Genomic DNA, 14242 nt, shown 5'->3' on the forward strand with positions numbered 1-14242 from the left:
CCCGGTGAACATATCGAATGACGGTGTGAACGGTGCGGCGGCGACCACGCTGCTGGATGTGCTGGTCGGGGCGGCGCAGGAGGCTCCCGGGCAGACCGTCGTTCACGTTCGGGGGGATGGCGGGGAGCACGCGGTCACCTTCGCCGAACTGCGCGACAGCGCCCTGCGCGTGGCGGGCGGGCTGATCGCGGCCGGGGTGACGCCGGGCACCCCGCTGCCGCTGGTCGCCGACCGGGGCGAGGACTTCCAGCCGATGTTCTGGGGCGCGCTGGCGGCGGGGGCCGTACCCGTGCCGCTCGCGGCCGAGCCGCGCCGGGTGGGGCCGGTGTGGGAGCTGCTGGGACGGCCGCCCGTCGTCGTGGACGAGTCCACCACGACTCAAGTCCCGGACGGGACAGGCGTGTTGCGCCTCGATGTGCTGCGGGCGGGCCGCCCACTGCGACGGCCGCACCGGGCCGCGCCCGACGATGTCGCCTTCCTTCAGTTCTCCTCCGGCAGCACCGGGACCCCCAAGGGGGTCGAGCTGACCCACGCGGGTGTCCTCGCCAACCTTCGCCAGATCCGCACCGCGACGGCGATGACCGACCGGGACGTCGTCGCGACCTGGATGCCGTACTTCCACGACATGGGTCTGATCGGCACGCATCTGGTCCCCATGGCCGCGCGTCTGAAGCAGATACGGATCGAGCCGCTGTCCTTCGCCAAGCGGCCCGCGCTGTGGTTCGAGGCCGTGGCGCGCCACCGCGCGACCCTGCTCTCGGCGGCGAACTTCGCCCTCGCCCTCGCCGTACGGCGGGTGCCGGCCACCACCCTCGCCGGGCTCGACCTGAGCCACGTGCGGCTGATGCTCGTCGGCGCCGAGCCGATCGCGCCGCGCGTCTGGCGGGAGTTCACGGCTCTCACGGCCGCCGCCGGGCTGGATCCGCGCGCCCCGCTGCCGGTGTACGGGCTGGCCGAGGCCACGCTCGCGGTGACCGTACCGCCGCTGGGGGAGATCGCGGAGCCGGTGGTACTGGATCGGGCGGCGCTCGGGCGGGGCCGGGTGGCGGAGACCGAAGCCGGGCCGCACGCGGTGGAGTTGATGGACCTCGGGGTGCCCGTGGCGGGGTGCGAGGTGCGGATCACCGGTGGGTCCGACGGTTCGGACAGGCCCCTGGACGAGCTGCGGGTCGGGCATGTCGAGGTGCGGGGGCCGCAGGTGGGGCGCGGATATCACCGGGCGCCCGAGGCGAGCGCGGACGCCTTCGGTCGCGACGGCTGGCTGCGCACCGGGGACCTCGGGTTCCTGCGGGGTGGACGGCTGTGTGTCACCGGGCGCCACAAGGACGTCGTCTTCGTCAACGGCCGTACGTTCCACGCGTCCGACCTGGAGGAGGCCGTCGCCGCGACGCCGGGGCTGCCGTCGGGGGCGGCCGTGGCCGTGGTGGGGTCCACCGATCCGGCGGGCGGGGGTGAGCGGGTCGTCGCGTTCGTGCAGTGGGCGAGGCCCGCGGCCGCGACTGCCACGCCGGTGCTGCGGGCGGCCGCCGGGCGACTGCGGGAGGCACTCGGGCACGACGACGTACGGGTGCTGCCGTTGCCGCCGGGGGCGTTCGCCCGTACCACCAGCGGGAAACTGCGCCGGGGTGTGCTGCGGGAGCGGTTCGAGTCCGGGGCGTACGCCACTGTCGAGGCGCGGTGGGGCGACGCCCCGACGCCGACGCCGACCCCGGCTTCGGCTTCGGTCTCGGCTTCGGCTTCGGCTTCGGTCTCGGCTTCGGCTTCGGCTTCGGCTTCGGCTTCGGCTTCGGTCTCGGCTTCGGTCTCGGCTTCGGCTTCGGTCTCGCCTCGGTCACTCCGGGACGTCCAAGAGGCGGTACGGCGGGTCTGGGCGGAGGTGTTGGAGCGGCCGGAGGCCGAAATCGGCCTTCAGGAGCGGTTCTTCGACCTCGGCGGATCCTCGCTCAAGGCGATGGCCGTGCTCGCCGGGCTGGAGGACTCCTTCTCCGTCACCGTGGAACCGTCTGACCTGCGGGACCACGACACGGTGGCGGCGCTGGCCTCGCATGTGCTCGCACTGATCGGAGAGGCCGAGACGGACAAGGCACCTGGTGCACGGCGTGCCGCCGCTGAACCCGGCGATTCCCTCGCCGTGCTCGCGGCCGCCTGCCGCTTCCCCGGGATCGAGACGCCCGAGGACTTCTGGGAGTTGCTCGCCACCGGGGGTGACACCGTCGGCGGGGTGCCCGAGGGGCGGTGGCCGGAGTCGGCCGAGTCGACCCCCCGCTTCGGTTCCTTCCTCGCCGAACCGGCGGCCTTCGATGCCGAGTTCTTCGGGATGGACGACGCGGAGGCACGGGCGACCGACCCGCAGGCACGGATCTTCCTGGAGTTGGCGCACGAGGCGCTGGAACGGGCGGGATACGCGGGGCCCCGGCGGTCCGGGCGGCGGATCGGCGTGTTCGCGGCCACCGGGGACAGCGGGTACCGCGAGGTTCTCGCCGAGGCCGCCGACGGGGACCTCGGTCGCCACCCGGCCGCCCTCACCGGCAACCTGCCCAACCTGATCGCCGCCCGTGTCTCCCAGGTACTGGACCTGAACGGCCCGGCCCTCGCCGTCGACACGGCCTGCTCGTCGGCGCTGGTCGCCCTGCATCTGGCCCGGCGGAGTCTGCTGTCCGGCGAGTGCGACCTCGCGGTGGTCGGCGGCGTCAATCTCGGCCTGACGTCCACCGGCCACCGGCTCCTCGACGCGACGGGTGCGCTGTCCCCCACCGGCAAGTGCCGCGCGTTCGGCGCCGACGCCGACGGGTTCGTCCCCGGAGAGGGCGGCGCGACCCTCGTACTCGCCCGCCTCGACGACGCCATGGCCGCCGACGACCCGGTGCTCGCGCTCGTACGCGGGACGGCGGTCAACAACGACGGGCGCTCGCTGAGCCTGCTCGCGCCCACCCCGCGCGGCCAGCGGGAGGTCATCGCGCGGGCGTACGAGGAGTGCGGGGTGGATCCCGGCGACGTGTCGTACGTCGAGGCGCACGGCACCGGCACCCCGATCGGCGACCCCGTGGAGGCGCGGTCACTCGGGGAGGCGTTCCCGCCGCGCGCCGACGGAGTGCCGCGACGGCTCGGCTCGGTCAAGGCGAACCTGGGGCACCTGCTGAACGCGGCCGGGATGCCCGGCCTGCTCAAGGTCGTCCTCGCCCTGGCCCACCGGCAGTTGCCGTCCTCGCCGCACAGCACTCCGCCCGCACCCTTCCTGGCGCGGGTCGCCCCGGGCTTCCGGCTCGTCACCGAGCACGAGGAGTGGACGGATACCGGGGGCCGCCCGCTGGTCGCCGGTCTGAACGCGTTCGGCTTCGGAGGCACGAACGCACACGCGGTGCTGGCGGAGGCGCCGGGTCAACCCGGCCGCGGGCCCGCATTCACCACCCCCGGCCCCCACCTGCTGCGGCTGACCGCCCGCAGCGGTGACGCGTTGCGGGTCGCCGCCGACGAGTTGGCCGGGTATGTACGGGCCCATCCGGAGTGGGACGAGGCCGATGTCTGCGCCACCGTCAACACAGCCCGGGACGAGGCCCCGTACCGCCTGGCCGTGGTGGCCGACGGAGACCTCGCCCAACGGCTCGAATCCGCCCGGGAAAGGGGCGAGGCCGTACAGACCCGGCCACGAACCGTGTTCGTACTACCGGGGCAGGGCGCCCAGCGCCCCGGGCTGGGCCGGAGCCTGTACAAGTCGGCCCCGGTGTTCCGTGAGGTGCTGGACGAGGCTTCCTCGCTCACCGGTCCGGTGCTCGGTCGCACCCTGGCCGCCTGGTCTCTGGACGAGGACGTCGACCCCGCCGACCTGGCCCGGACGGAGGTGGCGCAGCCGTTGCTGGTCGCGTTCGGGGTGGCGCTGGCCGGGCAGTTGGCCGCGTGGGGGGTGCGGGCCGACGCGGTCGTGGGGCACAGCGTCGGCGAGATCACCGCCGCGTGCGTCTCGGGCGCCCTGCCGCTCGCCGAGGCCGTCGGTTTCGCCGCCGAACGCGGACGTCTGGTGGGCGAGTTGGCCGCGCCGGGCGCCATGGCGGCCGTACGGGGCGACGAGGACACCGTCGCCGCCGTACTCGCCGCGTCCGACGGCACGCTGTCCGTGGCCGCCGTCAACTCGCCCACCCAGGTGGTGCTGGCGGGGCACGCGGACGCCGTGAACCGCGCGGTCGCGGAACTCACGGCCCGTGGTGTGGCCGCGCGCCGCCTCCACGTCTCGCACGCCTTCCACTCCCCGATGCTGGAGCCCGTACTCGAACCCCTTCGCAACGCCGCGAAGGCCCTGACCGTCCACCCGGCGGCCATACCCATGCTCAGCACCGTCACCGGGGAGTGGGGGCCCTCGCTGACTCCTGGGTACTGGCGCGACCACGCCACCCGCCCGGTGCGCTTCGGCGCCGCCGTCGCCCGGCTCCTCGACGAGGGCTACGACACGTTCGTCGAACTCGGGTCCGGCGGCTCCCTCTCCGGCCCGGTCCACGCGGTCGCCGCGGCGCGGTGCGGGGGCGCGGCGGAGAGGGTGGCGTTCGTGCCGGCTCTGGGCGGAGGGGCGGACGGTCGGGGGGCCGGGGCTGGAGCGCTGCTGGAAACGGTGGGTCGGTTGTGGACGCGGGGGACGCCGCTCTCCCCGACGACTACGGCACCATCGGGCGCGGGACGGGGTCGGGTACCCGTGCCGACATACCCCTTCCAGCGCCGACGCCACTGGCCGGTGCTCGGCGAGGGCACCAGGGGGTGTGGTGTCCCCGCCCCTGGTGTCCCCGCCCCGCAGCCCCTCGTCTGGCGCGACGCCCCGCTGATCGCGGCCCCCGGCCCCCGTGCCGTACGGCTGGTCGGCGCCGCCGACACGGCACTCGGGCGCGCCCTCGCGGAGCGGCTGACCGGGCGGGGGGTGACGGTGCTGGGCCGGTACGACGACCCCGCCGCCGTACGGTCGGCCGGGGCCTCGGATCCGGTCACCGTGCTGTATCCGGTCACCGTGCTGTGGTTCGCGGGAACCGACCCCGCCGTCTCCTCCCTGCGCGAGGTCCTGCCCCTGCTCGGCCCCGCCCCCACCCGGCTGCTGCTGGTCACCGAGGACGCGTACACCACCGGCATCGGCGACTCCCCCGAACCCTCGCGTCCCGCCCACGCGCTCCCGCACGGCTTCGCGCTCGCCCTCCCCGAGGAACACGCGGGCCGCCTGTCCGGCCGGGGCATCGATCTCTCCTCCCTCGACGACCTCGACACCCAACTGGACGCACTGGAACGGGAGTTGTACGCCACAGGCTCGCCGGGCGCGGACGGCACCGTCGCCTGGCGAGCGGGCCGCCGCCTGACCCGTACCCCCGTCGCCGTGGACGAGGACACGCCGAGGACCGCGAAGGCGCTGCCCCCGGACGGCACCTATCTGATCACCGGCGGCGCGGGCGGACTCGGTTCCGCGCTCGCCCGCGACCTGGCGGGGCGGGGCAACCCGGACCTCGTCCTCACCGGCCGCACCACAACACCGCCCCGCGCACTGCTCGCCGACCTGCGCGCCCTCGGCGCCCGCGCCCGCTACCAGGCGGCCGACGTGAGCGACCCGGCCGACGTCGACGCACTCGTCGCCGGACTGCCGCCCCTGGACGGGGTCTTCCACGCCGCCGGTACGGTCCGTCCGGGCAGCCTGCGCGGCAAGTCGGACGACGAGATCCAGGCCGTCCTCGCGGCCAAGGTACGCGGCACCACGCTGCTCGCCGAGGCACTGCGCCGGTACGGCCACGAGGGCGCCGTACGCGTCGCCTTCTCCTCCGTCTCGGCCGTACTGCCGGGCCTGGCCGGCGCCCTCGGTGACTACGCCGCCGCCAACGCCTTCCTCGACGCCTTCGCCACCGCCGAACGAGCGGCGGGCCACCCCTGGCAGTCGATCGCCTTCGGCCCCGTGTCCGACACGGGCCTGGCGAGCGGGGCCCAGGGCCACCTCGGGGTGCGGGATCTCGCGCCCATGACCGCGCGCGCCGCCCTCGCGGGCCTGCACGCGGCGATCGGCCTGGACACGGGCCACGTGCTGGTGACGGGCGTGACCGGCGAGGCAGGCGTGACGGGCTCCGGCCCCGTCGTCGCCGAAGCCGCACCCACTGCCCCACCCCTCCTCGACACAGCCCTCAAGAAAGCCGGGCCGACCCCGTCCCCCATCACCACCGTCACCACCGTCACCCCCATCACCACCGTCATACGCCGCCTGCTGGCCGAACCACTGCACCGCGGACCCCAGGACATCGGCGACGACGAACAGTTCCTCACCCTGGGGCTGGACTCCCTCACCGCCGTCGACCTCGCCCGCCGCCTGGAACGGGAACTCGGGCGCCCCCTGCCCGCCACGCTCCTCTTCGAGTACCGAACGGTCGGCGAACTGGCCGCCCACCTGGCCACCGAAGCACCCACGACGCCCGAGACACCCGTAACGCCATCAGCAGCCACCCCTCCCCACGCCCCTGTCCCCCTCACCCCCCTCCAACTCGCCTTCCACACCACCGAAACCCTCCACGAGGGCGTCACCGCCTACGGCTACGTACGCCAGACAGTCAACGGCCCCCTCGACCCCGAACTCCTCGGCCGAGCCCTCGCCCGTCTCGCCGCCCGCCACCCCCTGCTGCGCATGCGGATCACCCGCGACGGCGGCCCCCGGCCACAGCAGTACGCGGTACCCGCCGCGCCTGTGGACACCGCCCCCGGCTGGTACGAGGTACGGGACGAGCCACACCTGGATCAACTGGGGCAGCTGGAACAGGCCCTGTGCAACCGCCCGTTCGACCTGACGACGGAGGACCCCGTACGGGCGGTCCTCGTCCGTGAGGACGCGCACCTCGCCCACCTTCTGCTGGTCGTCCACCACGCCGCCGCCGACGGCTACAGCCTCAAGGTGCTGAGTGAGGAACTCTGGACGCTCTACACGGCACTCGTCCGAAGCGGCGACGACGAACCTGAACTCCCGTCCCTTCAGGCCCGGTTCGCCGACTACGCAGCCGCCCTCACCGCCGAACGGCGGTCCCCGGCGTACGAGAAGGACCAGAAGTACTGGCGCGCCCGCCTCACCGAAGCGGGCGTCGGCGCGGACACGACGACGCCCGCCCTCCCGTACGACGGCGATCCCGACGCGCCCCCCGCCCCACCGCTCACCCACCACCGGACCCACCTCGACGAGACCCTGACGGCCGCGCTGCGCGAGGTCGCCGCGCGCCACGGGGTCTCGCTGTTCCACCTGCTGCTGGCGGCGTACGGCCGTTGTCTGGCCCGGTGGAGCGGGCGGCGGGCCGTCGCCGTGAACGTGGCGCGGGCCCGTCGTGAGCTGCCGCTGCCGGGCATCGACCGCCTCGTCGGGCCGCTGGCCGACACCCTGCCGGTATTCGTGACCGTCGACCCCGGCGAACCGGTGACCGCGCTGGCCGACCGGCTGCGGCGGATCTGGCGGGAGGCCGAGGCCCACGCCACCCTGGGCAGCCCCGACTTCGCCCGACTGCTGTCCGAGCTGCGGCCCACCACCGGCCCGGCGCCCCGCACGGTCGCCGAGGCCGGGTTCAGCTTCGCCCGCTTCCCGGTGGTCCACGGCCCCGACTGGCCCGTCACCGTGACCCCGACGGCTGCGGCCACCGCCACCGCCGCCACCCGCCTCGGCCTCCTGTGCTGGGAGGCCGACGCGAGCCTGTGCCTCTCCTGGAACCACCCTGCCCACCTGTTCCGCCCCGAGACGGTACGAGGCCTCGCCGACACATACGTCGATGAACTGCGCGCCCTGACAGCGGAGTTCGCGAACAACACGGAAAACACGCAAGGCACCGGCGGAATCGTGGACCGACTCCGCGCACGGTTCCGCGCCGCCCCCGAGGCCATCGCCGTCGACACGGGCCGGACCACCGACGGCACCCCCCGCACCACCCTCACCTACGCCGCCCTCGACACCGCCTCCGCAGCCCTGGCCGCCCGACTGCGCGCCCACGGCGTACGCCCCGGCGACCTGGTCGGACTGCTCACCGAACCCGGCGGCGCGGAAACGGTCACCGGTGTGGTCGGCATCCTGCGCGCGGGCGCCGGCTGGGTACCGCTGGACGCCACCCACCCCACCGCCCGGCACCGGGACCAGCTGGCCCGTACGGGAGTCCGCGTACTGGTCTGCGACACGGCCACCCACGCAGCCGCCGCCGGGCTGGGGGGTGTTGTGCCGGTCACCGTCAACGAGGACGACGACCACACACCGCCCCCGAGCCCAGCCCTGTCCCCCGACCCCGACCCCGAAGCCATCGCGTACGTCATCTTCACCTCCGGTTCGACGGGCCGGCCCAAGGCCGTCCCCATCACCCACCGGTCGATGACGAACTACCTCGACTGGGCGCTGTCCACCTTCGGCTACGGCCCCGGCGATCGGCTGGCGCAGACCGCGTCGGTCTGTTTCGACGCCTCCGTACGGCAGTTGCTGGCCCCGCTGCTGGTCGGCGCCACGGTGCACACCCTCTCCCGTGACCTGTTGCGTGACCCCGAGGCGCTCCTCGACCGCGTCGTGGCGGACCGGATCACGGTATGGAGCTCGGTACCGACCCTCTGGGAACGCCTGCTGACCGCCGCCGAGGAACGCGCCCGGCAGCGCAGGAGCCCGGACCTCTCCGCCCTCCGCTGGGTCCACGTGGGCGGCGAGGCCCTCCCCGCCGCCCACGTCCGCCGCTGGTTCGACCTCCTCGACACCACCGGCGGTACGTACGACGGCGGCCACCGGGTCGCCAACCTCTACGGCCCCACCGAGGCCACCATCAACGCCACCTGCCACCTCATCGACACCCGCCCCGCCGACGACGTACGCGGGCTCCCCATCGGCCGCCCCATCGCCGGCACCGAACTGTCCGTGATCGACGAGCACGGCCGCCCCTGCGGCCCCGGCGAACCCGGTGAACTCCTCATCGCCGGAACCGGACTCACCCCCGGCTACCTCGGCGACCCCCACCTCACCGCGGCGGCCTTCACCGAACGGGACGGCCGGCGCTGGTACCGCAGCGGCGACCGCGTCCGCCGCGGAGCCGACGGGGTGCTGGAGTTCCTGGGCCGACTCGACGACCAGGTCAAGGTCCGCGGCCACCGGGTGGAGCTGGGCGAGATCGAGGCCGCGCTGCTCACCCATCCGGGCCTGGCCCGTGCCGCCGCACTGCTGCGCGACGGACGGCTCGTGGCATACGTCGAGCCGCGAGCCGGTGCCGAGGCCCCCGACCCCCGCGAGGTGCGCGCCTTCCTGTCCCGCACCCTGCCCCCGTACATGCTGCCCGCCCGCGTCCACGCCCTCGCGGCACTCCCCCTGACCGGCACCGGCAAGATCGACCGCAACCGGCTCGACGGCAACCGGCTCGCGCCCAGCGGGTGTGGTGAAGTCGCCCCGCAGGCGCCCATCCGAACCCCACCCTCGACCCCCACCGAACGCCTGCTCGCGCGTGAGTGGTGTGCGTTGCTGGAGGTGCCGGAGGTCTTCCTGGAGGACGACTTCTTCACGCTCGGCGGCGACTCCATGACCGTGCTGGAGCTCTTCGCCCGGCTGCGCACCGCCCGCCCCGCCGCCCTGCCACGGCCGACCGCCGTCTACACCCACCGCACCCTGAGCGCCCTGGCTGCGGCCATCGACGCCGCAGCCGCAGAGAGCCCGGCCGCCGCCGAACCACCCGCAGTCTCCCCGGCCACCGAAACCACCCCCACCCCCTACCCCCTCACCCCGTCCCAGCGGGGCTTCCTCCTCGCCGACGCCCTCGCCTCCGCCTCCGCCTCGGCCGGGGGCTCCACCTGGCTGGCCCGTTTCCGTCTCACCGGCCCGTTGGACCACAACCGCTTCCAGCGCGCCGTGGACCTCCTGATCGCCCGGCACCCCATGCTCCGCACGGTCTTCCCGGCCGGTGCCCGCCCACCCGTACAACAGGAACTCCCTCCCTCGCTGCGGCTGCCGGTGGAGACGGAGACCCTCGCGGACCCGGCCCTCCTGGAGGAGCGCGTCGCCGAGGAGGCGCGCCGCCGCTTCGAACCCTGGGCGTGGCCCCTGCTGCGCCTCCGGCTCTTCACCCTCGCCGCCGACGACCACGTCCTCCTCGTCCACGCCCACCACCTCATCGGCGACGGCTACAGCGCCGCCCTGCTCACCCGCGAACTCCTCACCGTCCACGACCGTTTCGAACGCGGCCTCCCCGACGGCCTGGAGCCCCTCCACTCCACGTTCCGCGACCACGTCCTCCTCCACACCGCACGCCGCGAGGCTCCGCCCACCCCCGAGACCGAGGCCTACCGAGCCCGCCACCGGGCCCCGTACACACCCCCCGTCCTACGCGCCCCCGGCACGCCCTCCGGCTTCCACACCACCGGCTTCACCCTCGACGCCGACCGCACCCAGGCCCTGCGCCACCTCGCCCGTACCGCCGACACCACCCTCTACGCCCCCTTCCTCACCTCCTACTACCGCGCCCTCACCACGCTCACTGGTCGGCACGACCTGGTGCTCGGGCTCGCCGTCACCGGACGGGACGAGACGACACCGGACGCCCACCGCGTCTTCGGGCCGTTCGCCGAGGCGGTGGCGCTGCGCCCGGCGGCGGCCCCGGACCAAGAGCGCCGAGAGCGCCTCCCCTTCGCCGAGGACCTCCGCCGCATCGCCGCCGAGACGCTCGCGGCCCGTACCGCCGGCCCGCTGGACCTGCGTACGGACCAGGGTCTCCCTCGTACCGCCCAGTTCTTCTTCACCTTCCTCGACTTCACGTCGTCCCTGGGCCCGCCCACGGACACCTCCCTGACCCTCCACCCCGACGACACCGACACCGACACCGCGCTCGCCCCGCCACCGCTGGGCACCGACGTGTTCCTGGCCGTACGACCGGCGGCGAACGGCGGCGGAGGCACGCGCGTCACCGTCCGCGCCTCGGCGACGGCCCTGACCGCCGCCGAACTCACCCGTTTCGCCGAGGAGTTGCGCCACCAACTGGAGAGCGCCCCGCGCGACGAGCCGACGACCACTCCGTCCCTCGACGCGCCTCTCGACGCCGCCCTGATCGGCTACCTCCCGGCCCCGCAGCACCTCGTCGCGTACGCCGGGCTTCCCCCGGACGCGGCGCCCGGCCGTGAACAGATCCGCGACCTCCTCTTCCCGGACGGCCGGGCAAGACTTCTGGAGGACATCACCACACCCATCGGCAGGTCGGGCTTCATCGCACTCCCGTTGTTCGCCGACGAACTGGCCGAACTCCCCGGACTGGCCACCCGAACCGCACGCGCCGTCGAGTACGCCGCCTCACTCGGCGCCCGCTGCGTCTCGCTGGCCGGCATGATCCCGTCCCTGACGGGCTACGGCTACGACGTACTGCGGGAGACCCCCGACACAGCAACCACGGCGACCCCGGCGATCACCACCGGCCACGCGGCGACAACCGTCGCCGTCGTCAAGACCGTCCACGCCACGCTCGCCGCGACCGACCGCGACCTTGCCGAACTCACCCTCGCCGTCGTCGGCTGCGGCTCCATCGGCACGTCGTCGCTACGGCTCCTCCTGGCCCGCAGCCCCCACCCACCGGCCCGACTCCTCCTCTGCGACCTGCCCGGCAGCACCCCACGGCTCCACCGACTCGCCGCCGAACTGTCGGCCGAGCACCCCACGACGGACGTACGGGTCGTCGAGTCCACCGGCGACCGGGGCGGCAGCCTGCCCGACGAGGTATACGGGTCGGCGGATGTCATCGTCACCGCCGTCAGCGGCTCGACGACCCTGCTGGACATCGATCGACTGCGCCCCGGCACGATCGTCGTCGACGACTCCTTCCCGCACTGTTTCGACACCGCGCGCGCCCTCGACCGTATGAAGCGCGCCGGGGACGTCCTCGTCGTCGGAGGCGGCCTGCTGGCTCTGGACGCCACCGAGACCCACCTCGCACCCGGCCTCCCGGCGGTCGCCCTCACCGGTCACGCCACCCGCACACGCCTCCCCGGCGCTTTCCCCGGCACCCTCGCCTCGTGCCGCCTGGAGTCACTCCTCCACGCCCACCGGACGGACCACGCAACCCCCGAACTCCCCTTGATCCACGGCCTGGTGGACCTCCCCCGCGCCCTGGCCCACTGGGACGCGGCCGACTCCGCGGGGGTCCGCCCGGCCCCACTGCACCTCCTCGACCACACGATCCCCGAGGAGACCCTCGACGCCCTGCGACGGCACGGGGTCAGGAAGGCGCCGCCGCCTCCCCCACGCTGATCCATGCCTTCCCCGCCCGCCGGCGTTCAGGCCGATCATGACGCCCCTGGCGCACCTCGGGCCGGCGCCGCTCAGGGCGTAGGGATGCCCGCCGGTCGCGCCGGTCGCCCGAACCGCGCCGGAACGCCGGGCGAGTACAGGACGCTCACCGGCTCCCCGACCGGCGCGGGAAGCCCCGCCGCGGCCACCAGATCCTCCTCGCACTCGATGAGTTCGGCCCGGTGCAACGGCCAGCGCGGATGGGCGTTGGGCAGGAACATCGACCGCCCGAAGAAGGCCCCGTGCATCCCCCAGCGCGCGGTCAGGAAGTGCTCCAGCTCGGTCGGCTCGTCGATGCGCTCGCCCACCCGCACGGTGATACGGCTACCCGCCCCACGCGGCCCGGGCCACCTGCGGCGGCTGGTGTAACCGACGGTGGCGCCTTCCACGTCCCCAAGGCCCTCGGTCTCGATGCTCATCCGGGACCACACATACGGCATCCGAAACCCGGCCCGCCCCACGACCACCGGCAGCAACCGTGAGGCGTCGAGCGACCGGAAGACGACACCACGGCGCCCATGCCGGTCCACCGAGTAGAGCCGGACATTGGTCTCGGGAAACGACCCGAGGTACGGCACCCCCGGCAGCCGTAGCCACCCCACCTTGTGCATCCGAAACGCGACCAGCCCGACGTATGTGACCCCGCCCAGCGTGTCGGGAACGGTTCCCGCCGGGAGCAGCCCGGCCACATCGGCCGGATCCACCGCCCAGTGCAGAAACGTCAGATCGAGCCAGGACTGGGTGAGCAACGGACGCGCTATCGCCACCGGCGCGTCGACGGTTATGGGGGCCGGAGGCACGGGGACCACGGCGGTCCGGGACTCTTCGGGCGGCGGCATCGCGCCAGTATCGGCGAAGACCGGAAGTACCCGGAAGTACGCTGAGCGACCATGAACCGGGGGCCGCAGATGCGCATGGGTGGGAGTCGCGGCCGTCGCCGGCTCGGTACTCCTTGTCGTCGGATACCGGCGCGCCACCAGCGCTTCCCGTCCTGCTGACGAGCTCAGGCCGACTCCGAATCCGAATCCGACTCCGACTCCGGCGAAGGGCCATCGCCCCCTGCCGCCCCCTGCCGCACCAGGTCCCGCGCGAAGGCCTCCGCCGCCGGCCCCGTCCACCGCCTCCGGTGCCGTGCCAGCCGTACGGGTACGTCATCGAAGCGCGGCCCTCGCACCCGCGCCAGCCGCCCCTCCCTCAGCTGCTCCGCCACGGTCGTCAGCGGCAGCAACGTCAGCCCCAGCCCGGCGGCGACACAGGCCCGCGCCGCGTCCACGCTGCCGAACCGGGTCAGCCGAGGCCGGGCATCGGGCACGGCGAGCAGCCTGCGCTCCAGCGCGTCGCTGTAGGAGCAGCCCTCCTCCAGCAGGAAGAAACTCTCGGCGGCCAACTCCGCCCAGGTCACCGCCCGCTTGCGCGCCGCGAGCGGATGACGGGGAGCGCAGACGAGGACGAGCGCCTCGCCCGCGACCGGCTCGGCCACCACATCGGAAAAGGGCAGGCCCTCCTCGCCCTCCAGCACCAGCGCCAGATCCAGCCGCCCGGACCGCAGCCCCTCGACGCAGTCCGCCGTACCGGCCGCGTACAGCTCGACGTCCACCTCCGGATGGTCGGCACGCAGCGCCGCTACGACCCCGGGCAGCCGGGTGGCACACAGCGACTCGGGCGCACCGACCCGCACCCGCCCCCGTACGACACCGTCACCGCCGCCCTCGCGGCCGTCCCTCGGACCGCCGTCGGCCCTCAGCCGCGCCACGGCGTCGAGAACCTCCTCCGCCCCGTCCAGCGCCCGCCGCCCGGACTCGGTGAGCAGCGTGCCCGTGGGCAGCCGGTCGAAGAGCCGGGTGCCCAACTCCCGCTCCAGCGTGCGGATATGGACGGTGACCGTGGACTGGGCGAGATGCAGCTCGGCAGCGGCGGCGGTGAAGCTGCCGGTGCGGGCGAGGGTGGTGAAGGTGTGCAGCAGTCGTGTATCCACGCAGG

The 14242-nt window shown here is 74.2% G+C and carries 3 protein-coding genes; 1 reads left to right on the top strand and 2 read right to left on the bottom strand.

From position 1 onward, the window contains the following. The first annotated feature begins 4 nt into the window (after positions 1–4). Entirely contained in the window at positions 5–12223 is a 12219-nt protein-coding gene (locus CES90_RS15260) for a non-ribosomal peptide synthetase/type I polyketide synthase (protein ID WP_232791321.1), read from the top strand. Between the two features lie 71 nt (positions 12224–12294). On the opposite strand, the gene CES90_RS15265 is transcribed toward CES90_RS15260, so the two are convergent. After that, on the bottom strand, positions 12295–13101 hold the full coding sequence (locus CES90_RS15265; RefSeq protein WP_189785396.1) for a YqjF family protein: 807 nt from the start codon (positions 13099–13101) through the stop codon (positions 12295–12297). A 164-nt stretch (positions 13102–13265) separates the two neighbouring features. After that, complete coding sequence (locus tag CES90_RS15270; RefSeq protein WP_189785395.1) at positions 13266–14237, bottom strand: LysR family transcriptional regulator; 972 nt, start codon at positions 14235–14237, stop codon at positions 13266–13268. Positions 14238–14242 lie beyond the last annotated feature (5 nt).

The organism is Streptomyces capitiformicae (genome assembly GCF_002214185.1).
In the GTDB taxonomy this organism is placed as follows: Bacteria; Actinomycetota; Actinomycetes; order Streptomycetales; family Streptomycetaceae; genus Streptomyces; species Streptomyces capitiformicae.